Genomic DNA, 23,924 nt, shown 5'->3' with positions numbered 1-23,924 from the left:
GGGGTCGCCGAGGTCGACCTTGAGGTCGGTGCCGTAGTAGGCCTCGGTGGGGTCGTCGCCCGGCAGGACGGGGTCCGAGTGGCAGTGGGCCGTCCTGGTGTGGCGGTCGATCAGGACGTAGACGGGGATGCCGGCGGCGGCGTAGGTGCGGAACTTGGGGCCGGTGTCGGTCTCGTGGTTGGTGGAGGTGACTTCGCCCACGAGGGCGATCATGTCGATGGGGTACCAGCCCTTGTGAGCTCTGCGGTACGACTCGTCGAGTTCGGTCGGCCTGCGTCGGCGGATGTAGAAGTCCGGAATGATCAAGGCCATGGTCGTGCCGTCCGGGTGGGCGGCACGGTATCCGTTGCCCATGCCCACCAGGCGGAATCCGGCCGTGCGGAACTGGAAGCCCAGCTCGAAGGCGCCGTCGTTGTGATTGTCGTTCGGCTGCGGCGGCACGATGACCGTCCCCTCGACATACTCGGGTCGGATCGGCATCGGTGACGCCTCTTCGATCGCGATCAATAGGTCGATGGGGTCCACGTGCGTCATGACCGGCTCCATGATCGGTTCGGCGCTCATCGCTCGATCTCCTGTCCCGCTGTCGCCAGGCTAAGCCCGCGCCGGGTGCCCCGGCAGAACGATGCGGTACGCGATTAGCGCGAAGGACGGCATTCCTGACCTCCTTCACCCGAACGAGTGTGCTGAACCGTTCCGGCCCCACGTGCACAGGCGAGGAGGGCGGCGCCCCGGGGCTTCCGGGGTGCCGCCCTCCTCTCGTAGCGCCTACTTCGTCGGAGCCGACGACCGGGGCTGGGTGATCGGGGTCGTCGCCATCGACTGCGGGGAGTCCGCGTTGGCGAAGGCCGACGGGGCCGCGACCGCCGCGGCCGGGTCGATCAGCTCCGCCTCGACGGGGGCCGTCGCGCCGCCGACGATCCGGATGTCGGCCTCGTCGAAGGCGCGCTTGACCCGCCAGCGCAGCTCGCGCTCCACGGTGAGGGCCTTGCCCGGCATCGTCTTGGCCGAGACCCGGACCACCATCGAGTCCAGCAGCACGCTGTCCAGGCCGAGGACCTCGACCGGGCTCCACAGGAGCTCGTTCCAGGGCTCTTCCTTGCTCATCTTCTCGGCGACCGCGTCGAGGGTGGTCTTCACCCGGTCGAGGTCCTCCGAGGTGCGCACGGTCACATCGACGCCGGCCGTCGCCCAGCCCTGGGAGAGGTTGCCGATGCGCTTGACCTCGCCGTTGCGGACGTACCAGATCTCGCCGTTGGCGCCGCGCAGCTTGGTCACCCGCAGACCGACCTCGATGACCTCGCCGGTGGCCACGCCCGCGTCGATCTGGTCGCCGACGCCGTACTGGTCCTCCAGGATCATGAACACGCCGGACAGGAAGTCGGTGACCAGGTTGCGGGCGCCGAAACCGATCGCCACGCCCGCGACACCGGCGGAGGCCAGCAGCGGGGCGAGGTTGATCTCGAAGGTGGCCAGCACCATCAGGGCGGCCGTGCCCAGGATGAGGAAGCTCGCCACCGAGCGCAGCACCGAGCCGATCGCCTGCGAGCGCTGACGGCGCCGCTCGGAGTTGACCAGCAACCCGCCCAGCGCCGTGCCGTCGACCGACGCGGCGGTCCGGGACATCCGGTCGATGAGCTTGGTGATCGCCCGCTGCACCGCCACTCTGAGCACCATCGCGATCACCAGGATCAGCAGGACTCTCAGACCGATCGCGAGCCACGTCGACCAGTTCTGCTCGACCCAGCTTGCCGCGTTCGTCGCGCTCTCCTGGGCGTCCTGGAGGGACGGCACCGTCACGGACGGCGACTGCGTGGGAGTCGGCGACGGTGTGGAGCCGGCGGCCGGCAGGACGGCGGGCAAGGACACTGCAGGTACCTCCAGGTGCTGTGCTGCCGCGTCCGGTGCGGCGGTCGAGGCCGACACGCACGTCGAGGTCACGGAAGGGTCACCGGACGGACAGAATCACCACACTAACGGGGCACGGCGGGTGCTTCGGCGCGATACGCGAAGGAGGGACCACCCTCACCCGGGCGTGAGCAGGGCTTGTTCCGGGGGCGCGCGGGCGTGTGGTCGAAAACACTCCCAGCCCGTTACCGGGACATGGTGGCGCGTTCACCAGGCATGAGGGGAGACTGACTCCAGATCGTCCCGGCGCGAGCCACGCGCCGCCGACGCCCAAGGAGGCATCCGTGCCGCATGTCCTGGTCCTCAACGCGTCGTACGAACCACTCGGCGTCGTACCGCTCCACCGTGCGCTCATCCTCGTCCTCGAGAACAAGGCCGTCTGCCTAGAGGAATCCGGCGCCTTCATGCACAGCGCAACCGTCACGATCCCCGCGCCCAGCGTGGTCCGGCTCAAGCGATTCGTCCGGGTTCCCTACCGAGGGCCCGTCCCGCTCACCCGTCGTGCGCTCTTCGCCCGCGACGGCGGCCGGTGCATGTACTGCGGTGGCGTCGCAACCAGCGTCGACCACGTCATCCCGCGCAGCCGCGGGGGCAAGCACGTCTGGGACAACGTGGTGGCGTCCTGTCGTCGCTGCAACCACGTGAAGGCCGACCGTCACCTCGTCGAGATCGGCTGGCGGCTGCGCCACAAACCCGCTCCGCCCACCGGTCTGGCCTGGCGCATCATCGGCACCGGGCATAGGGACCCGCGCTGGCTGCCCTACTTGCAGCCGTTCGGCGCGGACGACGCCATGGCCCGGATCGACGGCATCTCCGCCTGATGATCCGGGCCTTCGCGTTCACCCTGCCCCCTTGATCCGGCCCTGGGAGCCCCAGCCCCCCTGCGCTCCCAAGGCCGGACGTCCCACGCGCGCCCGCTCGCGCCTGCCGCTCGCGGGCGCCGTTCGCATGCCCCCGTCCACCCGACTGCCGGCGCGCTCGCCCGCCTCTCAAGCGCGCTCACGCGCCCTTCACGTGCGCCCGCACGCCGGATCACACGTGCCCGACCCCGCGCTGCTCGTACGTCGGTTCACGCCGCCGTTCGGGTGTCGTCCGCCCGTTGGGTCGCGTGCCGGCGGCCGGTCACGCGTAGCGCAGCTCCGCCGGGCGCACCGAGCGGTGCAGCAGGGGCAGTGAGGTGGCCGCCGCCAGCAGGCAGCAGGCGTATACCGCAGGCGGGACCAACAGCGCCGCGTACGGCATCGCCGGCGCGCCGTGCCTTGAGACGGCGGCGGAGTAGCAGACGCCGATCACCAGGCCGCCCACGCCCGCCGACAGGACCGAGGGGGCGAGCGGCAGCGCGGTCTCCAGCAGCAGCGCCCGGGCGAGTACCCGCCGCGGCACCCCGGCCGCGGTCTGCGCGGCCAGGCCCCGTCGACGGGTGGCCAGGGCCTCCGCGGTGCCCACCGCCAGCCCGCACAGGACGATCGCGGCCGCGACCAGGATGCCGACGGCCGCGAGGTCGAGTCCCGTCGTGTAGTAGGTCATGTCCGTACCGAGCTGGTGGAGGCGGCGCATCTCGTCGAGTCCGTCGAGCAGGCCCTGCCGCACCCCGACGAAGCCCGTCCCCACCACCGTCACCAGCAGTACGGCCGCATGGGTGCGGGCCGCGGCCCACGGGTCGTCGCGCAGCCGCTCCGCCGCGAGCAGCGCCGCCGCGGACCGGGCGCGGGGCGCCAGCAGCCGCCCGGTGAGCCCGGACACGGCCCCGGCCAGCCACACCACGCCCGCCCCGACGGTGACGACCAGGCCGACCATCGTCAGCGGCAGCCGCCCGGCCCCCACGCCCGGCATCCCGGAGGAGGTGAGCGCCGTCGCGACCGGGGCCAGCAGGAGCACGAGCAGCGACCCGCCCAGGAACAGCAGCCCCGGCCCCCGCCCGGAGACAGGGCGCACCCGGCGCACCAGGCCCAGCGGCGAGGCCACCACGCGGCGCAGCGCCAGCGCGCCCGCCGCCGCGCCCAGCACCGGCACGCCCGCGGCGACCAGCGCGAATCCGGTCCAGGCGAGGGCGGTCGGCGCGGACCACAGGTGCAGCAGCACCGGCACGGCCCCGGCGGTGGCGAGCACCGAGCCCAGCAGACAGGCCAGCCCCGTCTCCAGCGCCGCGATCCGGCGCACCTGCCCGGGCGCGGCCCCGGCCAGCCGCAGCGCGGCCAGCCTCCGGTCGCGGTGGACCGCGCCGATCCGGGCGCACTGGCCGAGGAACCCGAGCACCGGGACCAGCAGGAGCAGCAGTCCGGCGATCACCCCGGAGCGGGTGCCTGGCTGGTCCAGCAGCCCGTGCCCGACGGAGAGGCCGTACCGGCCGCGCAGCGCGGCCAGGGACACGGCCGCGAGCGCGAAGCCGGTCGCCAGCGCCGCCCCGGCCGCCGTGAGACCGACCCGCCACCACTCGCGCCGGTCGGATCCCCGGGTCAGCTCCCAGGCCAGACGGACGTCGGTCCTCACGCGGTCACCTCCGCCGGGAGCACGGTCCCGTCGCTCATCCGGATCTCGCGGTCCGCGTACGCCGCCGTCCGGTCGTCGTGCGTGACCAGCACGACCGCCGCGCCGCACGCGCGGGCCGTGTGCACCAGCGCCGTCATGACCTGCTCGCCGGCCAGGGAGTCCAGCGCCCCCGTGGGTTCGTCCGCGAACACCGCCTTCGGCCCGGTGACCAGGGCGCGGGCCAGGGCGACCCGCTGCTCCTGGCCGCCGCTCAGCTCGCCCGGCCGCCGGTCCTGCTGCCCACGCACCCCGAACCGCTCCAGCCACTCGCCGGCCCGCTCCCGGGCCGTGGCCCGCGCCGTCCCGGCCAGCAGCAGCGGCAGCGCCACGTTGTCGATCGCCGTCAGCTCCGGGATCAACTGCCCGAACTGGAAGACCACCCCGAAGTCGGTGCGGCGCAGTTCGCTCAGCCGCCGCTCGGACAGCTGGTCGAGGCGTTCGCCGCCGTGGACGACCGAGCCCCGGTCCGGCCGTACGATCCCCGCCAGGCAGTGCAGCAGCGTGGACTTGCCGCTGCCGCTCGGGCCGGTCACGGCGAGGATCTCGCCCGCGCCCAGGTCCACCGACGCGCCCCGCAGCGCTTCGTTCCCGCCGTACGTCTTGACCAGGGCACGGGCCTGAAGGAGTGGCACCGGGCCTTCCCCCTTGGTGTTCATGTCGCGTCGACCTCCGCGGTCAGAGTGGTCAGCCGGGCCGCCGTGGTGGTCATCCAACGAAGGTCGGCGTCGAGGTGGTTGAGGGCGTAGTCCGCCGAGAGCACGGTCGCCAGATCGGCGCCCGGGTCGGTCTTGAGGGCGGTCAGCCGGCGCATCCGCTCCAGATGGGCGGCGCGTTGCGCGCCGAGGTAGGCGGCGGGGTCGCCGCCGGCCAGGATCGAGACGACGACCTTGGCGAAGATCTCGTTCGTCACGAACGGCGCCGGCGGCGCGATCTGGGCCGCCCACCGGGCCAGTTCACGGGCGCCCTGCTCCGTCGAGCGGTACGTGGTCCGCTCCGGGCCGCCGTCCGAGCCGGTTCCCTCGATCTCCGCGAGTCCGTCGCGGACCAGGCGCTGCAAGGTCGTATAGACCTGCCCGTAGGCCAGCGGACGGGCCTGCGGAAAGCGTTCGTCGTGGCGTCGCTTGAGGTCGTAGCCATGGCTCGGCCCTCCGGCGAGCAGCCCCAGCAGGATGTGACGGGTGCTCATGGCGATCATTATGCACTCGATATATGTACTGAGTGAATAGTGGTCGCGAAACGTGCGCGGAATGACGGCCGAAGCGTGGAGTGCGGGTGTGGAATGTGACGACATGTACGTTCTAGCCGCCTCGGACGTCTGCGACAGCCATCGGTGGGTAGGGCTGCGGTATCCCGTCCGGATGCCCTCCGGACCCCGTCCGGCGTCACCCGTACCCGACAAGGAGGCCCCCGTGGCCGCACCCGCATCCACCCGCCCCCTGCTCCCCGCCCCCTCCAAACGCGAGGCCTGCCGGGCCTTCGGCGCGGAGCGGATCTGTGCCGAGCCTCCGTTGACCAGCGAGCCTCCGCTGCCCGACGCGGAGCCCCTGACCTGCGAGCCCCCGCTCGCCGCCGCGGACATCGACGTCACGAGGCCGTAGATGACCGCACCCGGGACGGCCGCGCCCCTCCCTGAGGACCTGTCACGGCTCGCCGCGCTGCACGGCGTCGCCACCTCCTACAGTCCCTCCCCGGACCGCACCGTCGAGGCCTCGGCCGCCGCGGTCACCAGCGCCCTGGCCGCCCTCGGCGTGGACGCCGGCACCCCGCGGGCCGCCCGCGACGCCCTCGCCGCCCGGGAACGCGCCCTGCGCGCACGGCTGCTGCCGCCCACCGTGGTCTGCTGGACCGGCACCGCCCCCAGCGCGCTCGACGCGCTGCCCGAGGGCACCCGACTGCGCGTCGACACCGAACAGGGCGAGACCCGTACCGCCGTCGGAGACCTTCCGCCCGGCGTCCACCGGCTGACCGCCACCACCCCCGACGGCCGCACGGCACAGGCGCACCTCGTCGTCGCCCCGCCCCGCCTGCCCGCTCCCGGCGGCCGCTCGTACGGACTGCTCGTCCAGCTCTACTCCCTCCTGTCGCGGCACTCCTGGGGCATGGGCGACCTCGGCGACCTCGGCGAGCTCACCGCCTGGGCGGGACGCGCACTCGGCGCCGGATTCGTCCAGGTCAATCCGCTGCACGCGGCCGTTCCCGGCCCGCCCGCCGACCCGTCCCCCTACCGGCCCTCCTCACGCCGTTTCCCCGACCCGGTCCACCTGCGGGTCGAGGACATCCCCGAGTTCGCCCGGGTCGAGGACCGCGAACGGGTGCGCTCGCTGCTGGACCGGGCCGCGCGACTGCGCGAGACGGTGCTGGAGAAGGGGGCGTGGATCGACCGGGACGCGGTGTGGGAGCTCAAGCGGGAGGCGCTGGAGCTGGTCCGGGAGGTGCCGCTCGGGCCCGGCCGGTACGCCGCCTACCGCGACTTCCTCGTCGACCAGGGCGAGGCGCTCCAGGACCACGCCACCTGGTACGCGCTCGCGGAGGTGCACGGCCCGGACTGGAGCCGCTGGCCCGGCGGGCTGCGCGACCCGCGCTCGGCGGACACCGCCCGCGCCCGCGTCGATCTGATGGACCGCGTCGACTTCCACAGCCGGCTCGCCTGGCTGACCGACGCCCAGCTCACCGACGCCCAGCGCACCGCGCGCGAGGCCGGCATGCCGGTCGGGCTGGTGCACGACCTGGCCGTCGGGGTGCACCCCGACGGCGCCGACGCCTGGGCGCAGCAGGAGTACTTCGCGGCGGGCATGTCGGTGGGCGCCCCGCCGGACGCCTTCAACGCCCGGGGCCAGGACTGGGGCCTGCCGCCCTGGCGCCCGGACCGGCTCGCCGAGTCCGGCTACGCCCCCTACCGCGACCTGCTGCGCGCCCTGTTCCGCTACGCGGGCGCCCTGCGCATCGACCACGTCATGGGCCTGTTCCGGCTCTGGTGGGTCCCCCAGGGACTGCCGCCCACCGAGGGCACCTACGTCCGCTACGACGCCGAGGCCATGCTCGCCGTCCTGGTCCTGGAGGCCTCCCGGGCCCGGGCGGTGGTGATCGGCGAGGATCTCGGCACCGTGGAGCCCGGGGTCCGCGAGGCGCTGCGCGAACGCGGGGTGCTCGGCACGTCGGTGCTGTGGTTCGAACGGGACTGGGACGGCGACGGCCGTCCGCTGCCGCCCGGACGCTGGCGCCCCGACTGCCTCGCCACCGTCACCACCCACGATCTGCCGCCCACCGCCTCCCGGCTCTCCGGCGACCACGTCGAACTCCGCGACCGCCTGGGCCTGTCGACCCGCCCCCTGGCCCAGGAGCGGGCCGAGGCGGCCGCCGACACGGGGGAGTGGCTGGCCCTGCTCACCCGGCTCGGACTGCTGTCCGACGCCGACGGCACCGACGGCGACGCCGTCGGCGCGGAGGAGGCCGAGGTCCTGGCCGTCCACCGCTTCCTGCTGCGCACCCCCGCCCGGCTGATCGGGGTCTGGCTCCCCGACGGCGTCGGGGACCGGCGCCCGCAGAACCTCCCCGGCACCTGGGACCAGTACCCGAACTGGCGGCTGCCGATCGCCGACCCCGAGGGCCGCCCGGTGACGCTGGAGGAACTGGCCGCGTCGCCGAGGGTGCGCGCGCTGATGGACGCGGTCCGGGAGGGCCGGGACGAGGAGGCGGGAGGCGGACCGGGGTGAGGGGGCGCGGAGGGGCCCTCGCGCGTCGTACGGCACCCCGGGCGCGCGGTCGTCCCGGGCGTTCGCTAGTTTTGAACCGTGGACAAGAAGAACGCCCTGCGCGCCGGCGCCCTGGCTGCCGGTACGACGCTGATGATGCTGCTCATGTCGTCCCCCGCGCTCGCGCTCACCCGCGACGACGGCGACGACCCCGGTTCGGGCCTGAGCGTCATCGAGACGCTGGGCCTCTACGTCGTGCTCCCGCTGGTGCTGTTCGCGGGGATCACGGCCCTGGTGATGGTCCTGGACAAGTCGACGGACCGCCAGCCGAAGAGCCGTCGGCCCAAGGTCGCCGCCAAGGCGGGCGCGAAGGCCTGATCACGGCCACCGTCGAATCCTGACGCGTTCACCGAGGGCGCCGTCCTCACCACTCGTACCGGCCGAAGCCGTACGGGAGGCGAGGACGGCGCCCTCGGCGCGTCCGCGGCAGGGTTCCACGGGTGCGGTGCGGGCAGATCCCCCGGATGCTGTCGGTATCTGTCGGCCGACGGCCGACGGCCGACGGCAGCCCAGCAGGCTCACGAGGCCCGGGAGGGCCGGGAGGTCCGGATGAGCGACACCACTGGCACCAGCGACACCAGCGGCACCATCGATACCGGCGGCACGGTGATCGTCGTCGGCTCGGGCCCCACCGGCCTCCTGCTCGCCGGGGACCTCGCCACCGCCGGGGTGCGGGTCACGCTCCTGGAGAAGCGCCCGCACGGGATCAGCAACCTCTCCCGCGCCTTCGTGCTGCACGCCCGCACCCTGGAGCAGTTCGACGCCCGCGGCCTCGCCGACGGCATCGAGGCGGTCGGCCGGCCCCTGGACCGGCTGCGCCTCTTCGGCCGCCTCACCGTCGCCCTCGACACCCTGCCCTCCCGCTACAACCACCTCCTCGTCATCCCGCAGTACGAGGTGGAGAAGGCCCTGGAGCGTCGCGCGACCGCCGCCGGGGTGGACTTCCGGTACGAGACCGAGTTCGTCGGTCTGACCCAGCACGCGGACGCGGTGACGGTCCGTACGCGCGGCCCCGGCGGCGAGGCCGGGGAGCTGCGGGCGGCCTACGTCGTCGGGACCGACGGGATGCGCAGCGCCGTACGGGACGCGATCGGGCTGCCCTTCCCCGGCGAGTCGGTGATCCGTTCCGTCGTCCTGGCCGATGTGCGGCTGGCCGAGCAGCCCCAGAACCTGCTCACCGTGAACACCGTCGGTGACGCCTTCGCCCTCATCGCTCCCTTCGGCGACGGCTACCACCGGGTCATCGCCTGGAACCGGGCCCGCGACGTGCCCGACCACGAGCCCCTCGACCTGGACGAGGTCAGGGAGACCGTCCGGCTCGCCCTCGGCCGCGACTACGGCATGCACGACGCCCGCTGGACGTCCCGCTTCCACAGCGACGAACGCCAGGCCCCCGCCTACCGGGTCGGCCGGGTCTTCCTCGCCGGCGACGCCGCCCATGTGCACACACCGGCCGGCGGACAGGGCATGAACACCGGCCTCCAGGACGCCGCCAACCTGAGCTGGAAGCTCGCCCAGGTGGTCCACGGCCACGCGGACCCCGCGCTCCTGGACACCTACGAGAGCGAGCGGCACCCCGTCGGCAGGGCGGTCCTGCGCAGCAGCGGCGGCATCGTGCGCCTCGCGATGGCCAAGCGGCTGCGGACGCTGGCCCTGCGCGCGGGGCTCACCGCCGTCCTCGAGGTGGCCGGCCCGGCCCGCCGCAAGGCGATCGGCCAGATCACCGGCATCGGCTACCGCTACCGGGCGCCCAAGGGCTCCCACCGCCTCACCGGAGTCCGTGTCCCCGACCTCGCCCTCGCCGACGGGGGCCGCCTGTACGAGGCCCTGCGCGGCGGCCGGTTCGTGCTGGTCACCCCGGAGGCGTACGAGGAGCCGGGCGCCCCCAAGGACCGGCTGGCCGTGACCCGCTGGGCGAGCGGCCGCCGTACGGCGCTGCTGGTGCGGCCCGACGGATACGTCGCCTGGGCGGCCGACACCGCCGACCCGGCGGCGATCGAGGCCGCGCTCACCGCCCATGTCGGCCCGGCGGAGACCCGCTAGTGCTGTGACCCGGGGGCGGAGACCCCGCCGACGGGGATGCCCGGAGGGCGGGTGACCGACCCGGTCACCCGCCCTCCGTTCCACCACCGACACCACCGGCCGGGTCCGACGCGCGGACCGGCCGGGGCCGTCGGGGCGGGGTCAGGACGCCGCCGCGTCCGCCGCCTGTGCCTTCAGCGCGCGCTCGACGCCCGAGCGGGACTCGGACATCAGGCGGCGCAGGGCCGCGTTCGGCTGGGCGGTGGCGAGCCACGCGTCCGTCCGGTCCAGCGTCTCCTGGGAGACCAGCACGGCCGGGTAGAGGCCGACCGCGATCTGCTGGGCGATCTCGTGCGAGCGCGCGTCCCAGATGTCCTTCACGACCTCGAAGTACTTCTCCGCGTACGGCGCGAGCAGCTCGCGCTGGTCGGTCTGGACGAAGCCGCCGATGACCGCCTCCTGCACGGCGTTCGGGAGCTGGTCGGACTCGACGACCGACGCCCACGCCTCGGCCTTGGCCTCCGCCGTCGGCCGGGCGGCGCGCGCGGTGGCGGCGTGCCGCTCGCCCGCGGCCGTCCGGTCCCGCTCGTACTCGGCCGCGATCTCCGCCTCGTCGAAGCGTCCGACGGCCGCGAGCCGCTCCACGAACGCCCAGCGCAGCTCGGTGTCCACGGCGAGGCCCTCGATCGTCTGCGACCCGTCCAGCAGCGCGTCCAGCAGGTCGAGCTGCTCCGGCGTACGGGCCGTCGCCGCGAACGCCCGCGCCCAGGCCAGCTGGTGGTCGCCGCCCGGCGCGGCCGACTGCAGGTGTGCCAGCGTCGCCTCCGTCCAGCGGGTCAGCAGGGCCTCCCGGGCCGTCGGGTCGGCGTACAGGTCGATCGCCGACTTCACCTGACGCTGGAGCGACTGCACGACACCGATGTCGGACTCCTTGCCGATGCCGGACAGCACCAGGGACAGGTAGTCGCGGGTGGCGAGCTCGGCGTCGCGGGTCATGTCCCAGGCCGACGCCCAGCACAGGGCACGCGGCAGCGACGACTCGAAGTCGCCCAGGTGCTCCGTGACGAACGCCAGGGACGCCTCGTCCAGACGGACCTTCGCGTACGACAGGTCGTCGTCGTTGAGCAGGATCACGGCCGGGCGGGCCCGCCCGGCCAGCTGCGGCACGGCCGTCAGCTCGCCGTCGACGTCCAGCTCCACCCGTTCGGCGCGCACCAGCTTGCCGCTGTCGCCGTCGAGGTCGTACAGGCCGATCGCGATGCGGTGCGGGCGCAGCGTGGGCTCGCCCTTGGCGCCGGCCGGGAGCGCCGGGGCCTCCTGCCGGACGGCGAAGGAAGTGATCACCCCGTCGGCGTCCGTCTCGACCTCGGGACGCAGGACGTTGATGCCCGCCGTCTCCAGCCACTGCTTCGACCAGGTCTTCAGATCACGCCCGGAGGTCTCCTCCAGCGCGCCGAGCAGGTCGGACAGGCGCGTGTTGCCGAACGCGTGCCGCTTGAAATAGGCCTGGACGCCCGCGAAGAACTCGTCCATGCCGACGTAGGCGACGAGCTGCTTCAGGACGCTCGCGCCCTTGGCGTACGTGATGCCGTCGAAGTTGACGAGCACGTCGTCGAGGTCGTTGATCTCGGCCATGATCGGGTGGGTGGACGGCAGCTGGTCCTGCCGGTACGCCCAGGTCTTCATGGAGTTGGCGAACGTGGTCCAGGAGTGCGGCCAGCGCGAGCCGGGCGCGTACGCCTGGCAGGCGATGGAGGTGTAGGTGGCGAACGACTCGTTCAGCCACAGGTCGTTCCACCACTCCATGGTGACCAGGTCGCCGAACCACATGTGGGCCAGCTCGTGCAGGATCGTCTCCGCCCGCAGCTCGTAGGCCGCGTCGGTCACCTTCGACCGGAAGACGTACTGGTCGCGGATGGTGACCGCGCCCGCGTTCTCCATCGCGCCCGCGTTGAACTCCGGCACGAACAGCTGGTCGTACTTCTCGAAGGGGTACGCGTAGTCGAACTTCTCCTGGAACCAGTCGAAGCCCTGCCGGGTCACCTCGAAGATGGCGTCCGAGTCCAGGAACTCGGCGAGGGAGGGCCGGCAGTAGATGCCGAGCGGCACCGACTGCCCGTCCTTCTCGTACACGCTGTGCACCGAGTGGTACGGGCCGACGATCAGAGCGGTGATGTACGTCGAGATACGCGGCGTCGGCGCGAACTCCCAGACGTCGTCCTTCGGTTCGGGCGTCGGCGAGTTGGAGACGACGGTCCAGCCGGCCGGCGCCTTCACGGTGAACTGGAACGTCGCCTTCAGGTCGGGCTGTTCGAACGAGGCGAAGACGCGACGGGCGTCCGGCACCTCGAACTGGGTGTACAGATAAGCCTGTTCGTCGACCGGGTCGACGAACCGGTGCAGGCCCTCACCGGTGTTGGTGTACGCGCAGTCGGCGGCGACCCGCAGCACGTTGCGGCCCGGGAGCAGGCCCGGCAGCGCGATCCGGGAGTCGGCGAAGACCTCGGCCGGGTCGAGCGCGTCGCCGTTCAGGGTGACCTCGTGGACGGCCGGCGCCACCAGGTCGATGAAGGACTCCGTGTCCCCTTCGGCGACGTCGAAGCGCACCGTGGTCACGGACCGGTAGGTGCCGCCCTCCTGAGCGCCGGAGAGGTCGAGATCGATCTCGTACGAGTCAACGGTGAGCAGCGACGCCCGCTGCTGCGCCTCTTCGCGAGTCAGGTTTGTGCCAGGCACGCGTTCATCTCCTCGTTATGTGTCGGTTGCGCCATCCTTCCATGTGACCTGCACGGAATGCGATGTCCAAAACCCGCCGGTGAAGGGCGCGCGTGAGCGCGAGCCTGAGGGCATGACGACGCACCCGGCCACGCACCCCGCCCCGACCACCCGCCCGACGGCGACCGCGGGGGGATCCGCGGCCTACGTGGTCCGGCCCATCACCCCGTCGGACCTGGCACGACTGCGCACCGCCGACGACGCCGGGCGGCCCTGCTCCCCGTTCACCGACGACGAGGGCGGCTCCCCGCTGCGCTGCTGTCTGCGCCGCAGCGCGCCCGGCGAGCAGATCGCCCTGGTCTCGTACGCGCCCCTGCGCCGCTGGGCGGCGCGCACGGGCGCCGACCTCGGGGCGTACGACGAGCAGGGCCCCGTGTTCATCCACGCGCGGGAGTGCGCGGGACCCGGCCGGGACGGCGCCGGGGACGGCGTCCCGTTCGCCGACGCCCACCGGACCGTGCGCCGCTACTCGGCCGGGGGACGCATCCTGGGCGGAGAGCTGGTGGGGACGCCCGGCGACGCGGCCTTCCGCGAGGCGTTCCACAACGCGCTCGACGACCCGTCCGTGGCGTTCGTCCACGTCCGGGCCGTCGAGTACGGCTGCTTCCTCTACGAGGTGGGCAGGCCTTAGATCCGGGAGCCCTCAGGCCTGGGCCGGTGCGGCCTTGTCCTTCAGCTCCGCCGCCACCAGCTCCGCGAGCTGCACCGCGTTCAGGGCCGCGCCCTTGCGCAGGTTGTCGTTGGAGATGAACAGGGCGAGACCGTGCTCGACGGTCTCGTCGGCGCGGATCCGGCCGACGTACGAGGCGTCCTGGCCGGCCGCCTGGAGCGGGGTCGGGATCTCGGAGAGGACCACGCCCGGGGCGCCGGCCAGCAGCTCGGTCGCGCGCGCCACGTCGATCGGGCGGGAGAAGCGGGCGTTGACCTGGAGCGAGTGGCCGGAGAAGACCGGGACGCGCACACAGGTGCCGGAGACCTTCAGCTCCGGGATCTCCAGGATCCTGCGGGACTCGTTGCGGAGCTTCTGCTCCTCGTCGGTCTCGTTCAGACCGTCGTCGACGATGGACCCGGCGAGGGGGAGCACGTTGAAGGCGATGGGGCGCTTGTAGACCTGCGGCTCGGGGAAGTCGACCGCCTCGCCGTCGTGGGTCAGCCGGTCGGCGTCGGCGACCACCTTCAGCGCCTGGCCGTGCAGCTCCGCGACGCCCGCGACGCCCGAGCCGGAGACGGCCTGGTAGGTGGCGACGACCAGGGCCTCCAGACCGGCCTCCTCGTGCAGCGGCTTCAGGACCGGCATCGCGGCCATCGTCGTGCAGTTCGGGTTGGCGATGATGCCCTTGGGGCGGTCCGCGATCGCGTGCGGGTTCACCTCGGACACCACCAGGGGCACCTCCGGGTCCCGGCGCCAGGCGGAGGAGTTGTCGATCACGACGGCGCCCTGGGCGGCGACCTTCTCGGCCAGCGCCCTCGAGGTCGCGCCGCCCGCGGAGAAGATCACGATGTCCAGGCCGGAGTAGTCGGCGGTGGACGCGTCCTCCACCGTCACGCCGTCCAGGACCGTCCCCGCCGAGCGGGCCGAGGCGAACAGCCGCAGCTCGGTGACCGGGAAGTCGCGCTCCTCGAGGATCCTGCGCAAGACCGTGCCGACCTGACCGGTGGCTCCGACGATTCCGACCCTCACGGCGACTCCCTCTGCGTGCGTTTGCTCGTGTGTGACTGACGGGGGCTTTTCCATCATGCTGCCGCCCCTGGCCCATGTGTCCAATTCTTTGCCGGGTGTGCCCGAGGAATGGGACGCGATCCCGCGGACGCCAGGTGCGTTCCTGCCCACCGAACCCTCGCTGAGCTGGAGATATTCCCTCGGCGAGGGCTCCGCGCCGCAAGCTGTGCTGCTCCGGACCCTGCCCGCCGCCACCTCGCCCACACGATGATGTGACGTACGCCTCTGGACGCCCGCGCACATCCGGCCGAACGTTTCGGCCCCCGCCGGCGTCGTAGGGGAAACGTGCGGAGGGGGTGGCTTGTGCTGCGCAGAAAGGCCTGGCGCGGCCGGGGGGCCGACGCCACGGCGGGCGACGACCCGCTGGACGTGGCCCAGGAACGCCGGGTGCGGGCGGTGCTCGCCCTGGGCGGGGTGCCGCAGGCGGACCTGCCGGACGGGGTGCAGCAGGTCCGCCTGCGGCTGCTGGAACGGGCCGCGAGCGGCCGCGAGGCGCCGCGTGACGTGTCGGCGTGGGCGGCGGTCGTCGCCTCCAACCTGGCCATGGACTGGCACCGGGCCCGGCGCAGGCAGGAGCGCGTCGGGGAGCGCCTGGCCTCCCTGCGCCAGCCCGCGCACGACTCCGGCGAGGACACCAGCCTGCTCTCGCTCGCCGTCGCCCGGGGCCTGGACGAGCTGCCGGACGCCCAGCGGCAGGTCCTCGTCCTGCGTTTCTACGCCGATCTGCCGGTCCGTTCGATAGCCGACGAGCTCGGCATCCCCGAGGGCACGGTCAAGAGCAGGCTGCACACGGCGGTACGGGCCCTGCGCGTCCGGCTGCACGAGGACGAGGTGGTGTGACATGACCGCCGGACACGACGGCCGCGAGCCGGACGTCGCCGACGAGGCGCTGCTGGCGGCGATCACCGGTGAACCGCTGTCCGAGCGGGCCCGCACGGACCCCGAGTTCCTGGCGGCCCACCGCACCGCGACGGCGGACGTGGCCCTGCTGCGGCGGCACCTGGGCCTGGTCGCGGACGCCCTGACCACGCCCGCACCCGCCGCCGTACCCGCCTTTGCCGCCGTGCCCGCCCCCGCGCGGCCACGGGCTCCCCGGCGCCGCCCGCTCGCCCTCGCGCTGCGGGCCGTGGCCGTCGCCGCGGCCGGTGCGCTGGTGGTCGGGGCGGGCTGGCTGGTCGTCCGGGCCGGGGACGCGGTGAGCGGGAGTTCCGCCGCCTCGGACAGCGCCGCGAAGGCCGACGACAAGGGGGCCGGGGCCGAGGCGGCCGCCGGAGCGGCTCTGGAGAACCCGCAGTACCTGGCGTGCGCCCGGTTCGTCGTCGAGGGCGACGTCACGGACGTGGAGCCGGTGGCGGGCACCGCGCGGAACCGGGTCACGCTGCACGTGACCCGCTCCTACGAACCGGCGAAGGCCCCGGCCGAGGTCGGGTTCCTGCTGGAGCGGGAGCTCGGGCCGGACCCCCGGGCCGGCGAGCACGTCCTCGTGGTCGTGCCGCAGCACTCCGCCCTCGCCGACGCCTGGATCACCGGAGCCGACGCCATCGCCCGGGAACGGGCGGCTGTCGGCCGGGCCCTGCCCGAATCGCGCGCCCTCACCTGCGAGTGAGCGCGGGGCGACGAAGAAGGGGCGGGCGCCCGTAACGGACGCCCGCCCCGATGCCGTACCCGAAGTTACGGCGTGACCTTCTCGATCTTCACGCTCGCGACGCCCGCGACCGTGCCGCGCGCGTTCACCAGCTGGGCCTGGCCGAAGAACTCGCGTCCCTCGGGGGCCGGGGCCAGCGCGGTGACCGAACCGGAGACCGTCGCGGAGGCGCCGGTGCCGAGCTTGACCGGCGCGGTGGCGTCGACGGAGACGGAGCCCAGGGCGGCGGAGAAGAAGACGTCCTGGTAGTCGTAGTCGGTCGAGCCGGCCGGGACGGAGTAGCCCGCGACCGCGATGGTGTACGTACCGGCGGCCGGCGAGGCGATGGAGACCGCCTCCTCCGAGTCGCCGTCCGCGGACTGGGCGACCTGCTTGCCGGTGGAGTCGTAGACCGTCAGGTCGAGGTCGGCGGACGCGTCGGAGACGTTGCCGATGGCGACGTCCAGCGACTTGGCGCCCGCGGGCACCTCCACCGTGGTGGTCTGCGTCTCACCCTCCTTGATGGCGGGACGGGCCGACTTGGCCGAGCCGAGCGGGCCGCCCACCAGCGTGCCGTCGAGGGCCGCGAAGTTGTTCGTGACCTTCCAGGAGGCGGCGGACGGGACGCCCACCTTGGCCTCGGACACGGTCACGGTCTCCGGGTCGAAGGCCGCGCCGAGCACGGCGACGTCGAGCTTGTAGGGGTTGTCGAGCAGCGGCGAGGTACGGCGCGACTCGACCTCGATCTCCCACACGCCCGGCTGCGGGTCGGCGTACGCGCGCACGTCGGGCTTGCAGCCGTTGCCGTCGAGGTAGTTGTTGTAGCAGTACGGGGTGCTGGTGTTGTCGACCGGGACGCCGTACGGGTGGATGGCGATGAACCGGGTCTGGCTCTTGTCCTTCAGCCCGCCGATCGCGACCTCCAGCGACTTGGCGCCCGCGGGCACGGTCACGAAGTACGACTTCGAGCTGTTGCGCTGCACGGTGTCGGACGCGGCGTAGGTGTACTTCACCGGCGCCGAGACCACGACCGTGGTCAGGATCTGCTTGTCGACGCCCTCGGTGCGCGGGTCGTCGAGCTCCAGGATCGCGCTCTTGATGCCCGCGGACCTCGGCGCGGCCTGGACCTTGACGGTCACCGGCTGGTTCAGCGGCAGCTTCACCTCGTCGGAGCCGACGATCCGGAAGGTGTGGTCGGCGTTGTTGGCGAGGTGCAGGTCGTGCCAGGTCGCCTTGGCGGAACCGGACGTACGGGTGACGGTGATGTCGTACGTCTTCCTGTCGCCGGCCTTGAGGCCGCCCTCGCGGTCGTACAGGCCGGTGCCGAAGCCCGGCGTCTTCAGCGCGTAGTCGATCGCGGTGTCGACCGGTGCCTTGACGGTGTAGTCGTGGGCGGTGGCGCCGTCCTTGATGGCGTCCCAGGCGTCCACGATGTCGATGCTGCCCGCGCCCTCCTCGTAGGCCTGGACGCCCTTGATGTGGTGGGCGGTCGAGGTCAGCGCGGTGCGCAGGGTGGCCGGGGTGAGGGCGATGCCCTTCTGCTTCGCGGCCGACAGCAGCAGCGCCGAGGCGCCCGCGGCCTGCGGGGAGGCCATCGAGGTGCCCTGGAGCATCGAGTAGCCGGCCGGCAGGGTGTAGCCCGCCTCGGCGACCGGGGAGCCCGGCAGCCAGGTCTGGGTGGTGTTGATGGCGGCGCCGGGGGCGACCAGGGTCGGCGTGAAGCCGCCGTCCTCACGCGGGCCGCGCGAGGAGAACGGCAGCAGCGCGTACTTCTTGGTCACGGCCGAGCCGTAGTTGGCGGCCCAGGTCTCCTTGGAGATGCCCGCGCCGACCGAGATGACCTTGTCGGCCAGACCGGGGTCGCCGATGGTGTTCGCGCCGGGGCCGGAGTTGCCCGCGGAGATCACCAGCTGGACGCCGTAGGTGTCGATGAGCCGGGTGTAGAGCTCGGCGCGCGCGTTGTTGCCGTCGTTCAGCGCCGGGAGGCCGCCGATCGACATGTTGACGATGTCGACACCGCGGTTGACGACCAGGTCGATCATGCCCTCGGTGAGCGCCACGTTGGTGCAGCCGCCGGTCCAGGTGCAGGCTCGGGACGAGACGATCTTCGCGCCCGGGGCCGCGCCGTTCATCTTCCCGCCGAACAGTCCGTTCGCGGAGGTGATGCCGGCGACGTGCGTGCCGTGCTCGGACTCGATGACGCCGATGTTGACGAAGTCGACCTTCTTGCCGACCCAGTCGCCGCCGTAGGGGTCCATCGGCACGTCCTTGCGGATCTGCACGACGAACGGCTGGCGCTCGACGACGTCGGTCGCCGGGTCGTCGGTGCCGAAGTAGCCGACCTGGTAACCGTCCTTGTACGGCTTCATCGGCGTGTCGTCGGTGAAGTCGAAGTTGTTGTTCAGGTCGACCCGGACCGTGCCGGCCGCCGCGTCGTACAGCACGCCCCACGAGTCGGTGGTGTCACCGTCGCGGTTGGCGTCACCGGCCGCGTCGCCGCCGGCGGTGTACGACTCCTTGAAGGTGCTGACCTGGTAGGAGCCCGCGGGCGCCGTCCAGGTGCGGCCGCCGTAGGCGAAGGAGGTCCCGGAAACGGAAGTGACCATCGGGCGCCAGGTGTTGTCGCTGTCGACGATCGGGTCGGTCGCGGTCACCCAGTCGACGATCTTGCGCTCGCCGGTGGTGGTCTTCTGCAACGCCGGGTGGCCCAGGTCCACGCCCGAGTCGAGGATGCCGATGGTGACGCCGCGGCCGTCCGCCTTCGGGTGGTCCTCGACGAAGTCGACCGCGCCCGTCTCGAAGGACGGGTTGTACGGGTTCTCGGCAGGGGTCTTCTTGCCGGGCGCCGGGTAAGTGACCGTCGAAGAGCCGGACTTCGCGCCCCGGGCGGTGTCCGCGCTGGGCGTCGGGTCGTCGAGCTTGATCTCCTGCCGCAGGTCGATGGCCTGCACGGAGGACAGCTTCGCGGCGGCGGCGATGGCCGCGTCCGCCTGGCCCGTCGGGACGGTGGCGCGGACGTAACCGAGCTTGTCGTAGGTCCGGCCGACGGAACCGCCCTTGACGGCGTCCAGCTTCTCGGCGACCTGCTCGGTCGAGCCGGGCGCGGTGGCGACCATCATCGTGACGGTCTTGTCGCCGTGCGCCTTGGCCGCGGCGAGCCGGTCGGCGTCGTCGGAACCGAGCTTCCCGTCCGCGGACTTGACGCCCGGGTCCGCGGCGGCGGGTGCCTGGCCGGCGGAGAAGGCCATGGGTATCGGACCCGCCGCGGACAGCGCGGCCACCAGACCGGCGGCCACGGCGATACGGACCACGCGTCTCGCGCCGGGTATGGGTTCACGCTGAGGGGTGAGAGTCATCGGCATCCCTTGCAGGTAAAGGAACGAGCGTGGTGCGACCGGACCGATCGGCCCTGGTCGCGATCGTCCGGACTACGACCCCGGACGGTCGCTCAGCTTTACCGAAGGGACATGTGTTTGGGGAGGGTTGACCGAAACAAGATGGATGTATGGGGAAAACCCCCGATGGATTTTAGGTACGCGACCGGACATCCTGTGACATTGCTGTGGACGGTTCCGCGGAAGTCCGGACATGGAGTGTCCACTTGGGTGAACAGGTGATCACCCTTCGGGTTAACCTCACGGGGTGCGCCAGAAGTTGAGGGTGGCGGCCTATGCCGTCTGCGTCCGCGAGGGGCAGATCCTGCTCGCCCGGTCGTCCGCGCCCGACGGCACCCCCGAGTGGGTGCTGCCCGGCGGCGGCATGGAGCACGGCGAGGACCCGTACGACACCGTCCGGCGCGAGCTGGCGGAGGAGACCGGCTATCGCATCGAGGTCACCGGTCTGCTCGGGGTGGACTCCGTCCGGCACGCCGTCCCGCGCACGGGCCTGCGCCGCGCCACCGACCACCACGGCGTGCGGCTCGTCTACGAGGGCCGGGTGGTCGGCGGCGAACTGCGCAACGAGATCGGCGGATCCACGGACCTGGCCGCCTGGCAGGACCTGACGGCCGTGCCCGGCCTGCCCCGGGTGTCGCTGATCGACGTGGCGCTGACGCTGTGGCGCGGCCGCCCGGCCGCGGGACATCCGGAACCCGCGGCGGAGTAGACCCGCCGCCCGGGAGCGCGGGCGCCCTCCACGGGCGGCCGGACCGGCCGGGGAGCCGTCGCACTACCCCGGAAAATGAACGCGCAGTGACCGCGTACGGGCCGTTCGACGAGCGGTCGCGGACCTCCCGGGTGGCCCGTGATCCACGTACGGCGATGGGTGTCGCGCGTTGCGGCCTCGTTCATGCCCAGGCCACCCCCGGTGCCAAGCATCCGGTACGAGCGGGCGGTTCGCCATCGGTGGGCGCCCGCGACCACCGCCGACGCGTTCGCACCCCGGGGAGATCGCGCCATGTCGCGCATACGCTCTGTGACCACGTCCCTGCCGGGAGTCGACCGGCGCACCGTCCTCGCCGCCACCGCGGCCGCGTCCCTCGCGGCGGGCGTCGGCTACGCCCTGCGGCCCGTCGACAGCCAGGCCGCGCCCGCGACCGCCCCCCAGGCCGCACCCGCCGCCGACGCCCCCCTCGCCTCGTCCCGCCCCGCCACGGCCGGCGCCCTCGCCCCGTACACCCGGGGCACCACCGTGGCCACCGTGGCCACCGTGGCCGCCCCGCGCACCGCCTCCGGCTACCGCCGGCTCGGCGACGGCCCCGGCTGGCGGCGCGTCGTGCGCGACGACCTCGCCGCCGCCGAGTCGGGCCGCGCGGGCCGCCGTACGGCGCTCGCCGCCTTCGTGCAGCTCACCGACCTGCATCTGATCGACAGCCAGCACCCGCTGCGGCTGGAGTTCCTGCGCTCCGCCGACGTCAGGCGCTGGCGGCCGCACGAGGCGCTGACCGTGCACGGCGCCGTCTCCCTCGTCGAGCGCGTCAACGCGCTGCGCGGCGCTCCCGTCACCGGTTCGCCGCTGCACTTCGCGATGACCACCGGCGACAACACCGACAACAACGCCCGTACCGAACTGGAGTGGTTCCTGACCGTCATGAGCGGCGGCCGCATCACCCCGGACTCCGGTGACCCACGGCACTACGAGGGCGTCCAGAACAGCGGCCTCAAGCTGTACTGGCAGCCCGACCAGGCCCTGCGCGACGCCGACAAGCAGCGCGGCTTCCCGCACCTGGCGGGCTTCCTCGCCGCCGCCACCCGCGAACTGCGCAGCCCCGGACTCGGCCTGCCCTGGTACTCGACCGTCGGCAACCACGACGCCCTGCCGCTGGGCTGCTACGGGCACGGCGACTCCTACCTCGCCGAGTACGCGGTCGGCGGCCGGAAGCTGATGACCCTGGACCGGGCCGAGGGGGTGAAGCTGGAGCGGTTCATCTCCCGGGCCGCCGACCCCCAGGGCACGGCCTTCCGCGACCTGCTCGAGGCGCACGCCCGCGACATGCGCCCGGTCACCCCGGACGAGCGCCGCGCCCCCTACACCCCGGCCGACTACCTCAAGGCCCATCTCGACCCCGCGTACACCGGTCCCGGCCCGGTCGGGCACGGCTACTCCGCGGCGAACCTGGCGGCCGGCACCCAGTACTACAGCTTCCGCGTCTCCGACGACGTGCTCGGCGTCAGCCTCGACACCACCGACCCCGGCGGCCACTACGAGGGCTCCGTCGGCACCGCCCAGCTGAAGTGGCTGGAGCGGACCCTGCGGGAGCACGCGGACTCGTACGTGATCGTCTTCAGTCACCACACCAGCGGCACCATGACGAACACCCGCCCGGACCCGGCCCGTCCGCACGAGGCCCGGCACTCCGGCGCCGAGGTGGTCTCCCTGCTCGGCCGCCACCGCAACGTCCTGGCCTGGGTGAACGGCCACATCCACAGGAACGTGATCACCTCGCACACGTCCGCCGCCGGGCACTCCTTCTGGGAGGTCTCCACCGCCTCCCACGTCGACCACCCCCAGCTCGCCCGGGTGATCGAGCTCACCGACAACAAGGACGGGACCCTCTCCGTCTTCACCACCCTGATCGAGTCCGCCGCCCCGCACCGCACGGACTTCACCGACCTCTCCCAGACCGGCCTCGCGGCCCTCTACCGCGAGCTGGCCTTCAACACCCCCGGCGCCCGCGCGGAGAGGGCCGGCGAGGCGCGGGACCGCAACACCGAACTGGTGCTCAGGAAGCGCTGAGCGCGGCCGGGCCGACGCGGCGGGTGACCGCGGCACCGGCCCGGCGAACCCGTCGGGCGCAGCCCCGGAGCGGGCGTGGACGTGTCGATGAGCTGCCACGGACACGAAGCGCGGTGTTCACGCGCCGGCAATGTCGGTATCGCCTCATATCGGCTAACCCGCACTTCACGGGGGATGGCTTGATATGTGTGCAAGGCGGGTGGTCGTGTGCGTACCGGACGCGGACTGCGGGTGCTGTCGGTCTATGAAGGCTTCTTCTCCGGCGGTGCCCGGATCGTGCACAGCGATGTCGTGCTGGGGCTGCGAGAAGGCGGGCAGTACCAACGGGTCCTGAGCGTGTACGCGGAGGTGCACCGCGAGGCCACCCGGCAGCGGATGGAGGACGACGCCTGCTACCGGGCGCTGACCGCGGCCGGGGTGGGAGTCGGCTCCCTCGGCCGCACGTTCGGCGTGAGAGGTGATTCGGCCGTTTTCAGCGGCCCGGAGCTGGCCGAAACGGCGCGGGCGATGGCGGATGTCGACGTGATCCTGTCGCTCAAGGAGCAGCCCCTGTCGTTGCTCAACCAGGCGGGCCTGCCGCGCCGTCCGGTGGTGGTCGCGCTGCACCGCTCGGACCCCGAGAACCAGGGCCCGGCGCTGGACGAGCTGCGGACCGCGATCGCCGACGGCACCGTGGCGGCCTGTGTCTGCTGCGCCGAGTCCACGCGGGCCGCGTACCGGGCGGCCGGGGTTCCCGCCGAGCTGCTGCACGTGATCCCGAACGGGGTGGACCTGGTGCGCTTCCGGCCTGACCCGGCCCGCCGGGTCGCGCTGCGCGCCGAGCTCGGCATCCCGGACGCGGCGCCGGTGGTGGTCCTCGCGGCCCGGTACGCGGCGATGAAGGACGTCCCGCTGTTCCTGCGGGCCGCCCGGGCCTGGCTGCGCGACCGGCCGGACGGGCGTGTGCTGCTGTGCGGGGCGGGCATGACCGACGCCAACCCGGAGCTCGGGGCGGACATCGCGGACGCCTTCGGCGGCGAGTGCCCGCCGGCCGGACGCGTGCACCTGCTGGGGGTGCGGCGCGACATGGAGGTCGTGTACGCCGGGTCCGACGCGGTCGCGCTGACCTCGTCCTGGGGCGAGGCGGCCCCGCTGTGCCTGATCGAGGGCATGATGTGCGGCGCGGTCCCGGTGACCACCGACGTGGGGGACAGCGCGGCGATCGTGAACGGACTCGGGTTCGTCACCCCGCCGGACCCGCGGGCCGTGGCCCGCGCCTGGAGCGAGGCGGTCGCGGGGCGCGGCGCCCTCGCACCGGTCCTCGCGGCCGCCCGCGAGCGCTTCAGCCGGACCCGCATGATCGCGTCGTACGCCGAGCTGATCGACCGCGTGCACGCGGGCGCGACCCGCCCCTCGCTCCCGGAGACGCTGTAGGACGGGC

19 protein-coding genes are annotated in these 23,924 nt (G+C 73.1%); 11 read left to right on the top strand and 8 right to left on the bottom strand.

All coding sequences use genetic code 11. The features are described from left to right. A partial coding sequence (locus ACZ60B_RS11350; protein ID WP_469385750.1) for a Uma2 family endonuclease occupies positions 1-564 on the bottom strand: 564 nt, incomplete at its 3' end. A gap of 204 nt (positions 565-768) precedes the next feature. Then, complete coding sequence (locus tag ACZ60B_RS11345; RefSeq protein WP_469385749.1) at positions 769-1,869, bottom strand: mechanosensitive ion channel family protein; 1,101 nt, start codon at positions 1,867-1,869, stop codon at positions 769-771. Between the two features lie 323 nt (positions 1,870-2,192). Here ACZ60B_RS11345 and ACZ60B_RS11340 point away from each other — a divergent pair, with 323 nt between their 5' ends. Beyond that, positions 2,193-2,729 carry an HNH endonuclease gene (locus ACZ60B_RS11340; RefSeq protein WP_162470012.1) on the top strand — a complete coding sequence of 179 codons (537 nt, stop codon included), beginning with the start codon at positions 2,193-2,195 and terminating at the stop codon, positions 2,727-2,729. 301 nt (positions 2,730-3,030) lie between these two features. On the opposite strand, the gene ACZ60B_RS11335 is transcribed toward ACZ60B_RS11340, so the two are convergent. The 3 genes from ACZ60B_RS11335 to ACZ60B_RS11325 are packed head-to-tail and all read right to left on the bottom strand — an operon-like array spanning position 3,031 to position 5,623. Then, positions 3,031-4,398, bottom strand: a complete 1,368-nt coding sequence (locus ACZ60B_RS11335) for an ABC transporter permease (RefSeq protein WP_469385748.1) — start codon at positions 4,396-4,398, stop codon at positions 3,031-3,033. Further along, a complete protein-coding gene (locus tag ACZ60B_RS11330) occupies positions 4,395-5,093 on the bottom strand; it encodes an ABC transporter ATP-binding protein (protein WP_469385747.1) in 699 nt (232 codons plus the stop codon). The genes ACZ60B_RS11335 and ACZ60B_RS11330 overlap by 4 nt, the downstream gene beginning before the upstream one ends. Next, on the bottom strand, positions 5,090-5,623 hold the full coding sequence (locus ACZ60B_RS11325) for a PadR family transcriptional regulator (protein ID WP_469385746.1): 534 nt from the start codon (positions 5,621-5,623) through the stop codon (positions 5,090-5,092). The genes ACZ60B_RS11330 and ACZ60B_RS11325 overlap by 4 nt, the downstream gene beginning before the upstream one ends. Before the next feature lie 223 nt (positions 5,624-5,846). On the opposite strand from ACZ60B_RS11325, the gene ACZ60B_RS11320 reads away from it, so the two are divergent. The 4 genes from ACZ60B_RS11320 (at position 5,847) to ACZ60B_RS11305 (ending at position 10,232) form a co-directional block, all read left to right on the top strand. Next, a complete protein-coding gene (locus tag ACZ60B_RS11320) occupies positions 5,847-6,035 on the top strand; it encodes a hypothetical protein (RefSeq protein WP_469385745.1) in 189 nt (62 codons plus the stop codon). Then, a complete protein-coding gene (malQ, locus tag ACZ60B_RS11315) occupies positions 6,036-8,150 on the top strand; it encodes a 4-alpha-glucanotransferase (RefSeq protein WP_469385744.1) in 2,115 nt (704 codons plus the stop codon). Between the two features lie 78 nt (positions 8,151-8,228). Beyond that, positions 8,229-8,507 (top strand): hypothetical protein, encoded by a 279-nt coding sequence (locus ACZ60B_RS11310; RefSeq protein WP_469385743.1) that lies wholly within the window; start codon positions 8,229-8,231, stop codon positions 8,505-8,507. Between the two features lie 231 nt (positions 8,508-8,738). Continuing rightward, positions 8,739-10,232, top strand: coding sequence for an FAD-dependent monooxygenase (locus ACZ60B_RS11305; protein WP_469385742.1), 1,494 nt, complete (start codon positions 8,739-8,741; stop codon positions 10,230-10,232). A 141-nt stretch (positions 10,233-10,373) separates the two neighbouring features. Here the strand turns inward: ACZ60B_RS11305 and pepN are convergent, their stop codons facing one another. After that, on the bottom strand, positions 10,374-12,947 hold the full coding sequence (pepN, locus tag ACZ60B_RS11300; protein ID WP_469385741.1) for an aminopeptidase N: 2,574 nt from the start codon (positions 12,945-12,947) through the stop codon (positions 10,374-10,376). A 112-nt stretch (positions 12,948-13,059) separates the two neighbouring features. Between pepN and ACZ60B_RS11295 the strand changes: the two genes are divergently transcribed. Further along, positions 13,060-13,617 carry a DUF1203 domain-containing protein gene (locus ACZ60B_RS11295; RefSeq protein WP_469385740.1) on the top strand — a complete coding sequence of 186 codons (558 nt, stop codon included), beginning with the start codon at positions 13,060-13,062 and terminating at the stop codon, positions 13,615-13,617. 12 nt (positions 13,618-13,629) lie between these two features. Here the strand turns inward: ACZ60B_RS11295 and ACZ60B_RS11290 are convergent, their stop codons facing one another. Continuing rightward, positions 13,630-14,667: an aspartate-semialdehyde dehydrogenase gene (locus tag ACZ60B_RS11290; protein ID WP_469385739.1), complete on the bottom strand. Its 1,038-nt coding sequence runs from the start codon at positions 14,665-14,667 to the stop codon at positions 13,630-13,632. A gap of 342 nt (positions 14,668-15,009) precedes the next feature. On the opposite strand from ACZ60B_RS11290, the gene ACZ60B_RS11285 reads away from it, so the two are divergent. Both ACZ60B_RS11285 and ACZ60B_RS11280 read left to right on the top strand, forming a co-directional pair. Further along, the gene (locus ACZ60B_RS11285) at positions 15,010-15,546 is read left to right on the top strand and encodes an RNA polymerase sigma factor (protein WP_469385738.1); all 537 of its coding nucleotides are present in this window, start codon (positions 15,010-15,012) and stop codon (positions 15,544-15,546) included. 1 nt (position 15,547) lies between these two features. Beyond that, complete coding sequence (locus tag ACZ60B_RS11280; protein WP_469385737.1) at positions 15,548-16,312, top strand: hypothetical protein; 765 nt, start codon at positions 15,548-15,550, stop codon at positions 16,310-16,312. Positions 16,313-16,377: 65 nt separating this feature from the next. Here ACZ60B_RS11280 and ACZ60B_RS11275 read toward each other — a convergent pair whose 3' ends face one another. Further along, complete coding sequence (locus tag ACZ60B_RS11275; protein WP_469385736.1) at positions 16,378-19,686, bottom strand: S8 family serine peptidase; 3,309 nt, start codon at positions 19,684-19,686, stop codon at positions 16,378-16,380. A 304-nt stretch (positions 19,687-19,990) separates the two neighbouring features. Between ACZ60B_RS11275 and ACZ60B_RS11270 the strand changes: the two genes are divergently transcribed. From ACZ60B_RS11270 to ACZ60B_RS11260, 3 genes are all read left to right on the top strand, one after another. Further along, the gene (locus ACZ60B_RS11270) at positions 19,991-20,434 is read left to right on the top strand and encodes an NUDIX hydrolase (protein ID WP_469385765.1); all 444 of its coding nucleotides are present in this window, start codon (positions 19,991-19,993) and stop codon (positions 20,432-20,434) included. 291 nt (positions 20,435-20,725) lie between these two features. Beyond that, positions 20,726-22,504, top strand: coding sequence for a TIGR03767 family metallophosphoesterase (locus tag ACZ60B_RS11265; RefSeq protein ID WP_469385735.1), 1,779 nt, complete (start codon positions 20,726-20,728; stop codon positions 22,502-22,504). Positions 22,505-22,735: 231 nt separating this feature from the next. Then, positions 22,736-23,917, top strand: a complete 1,182-nt coding sequence (locus ACZ60B_RS11260) for a glycosyltransferase (RefSeq protein WP_469385764.1) — start codon at positions 22,736-22,738, stop codon at positions 23,915-23,917. The last annotated feature ends 7 nt before the right edge of the window (positions 23,918-23,924 follow it).

The organism is Streptomyces sp. NPDC104096 (genome assembly GCF_055584385.1).
The sequence above is the reverse complement of the archived record's forward strand: the minus strand, read 5'-3'. Positions and strand labels throughout refer to the sequence as shown.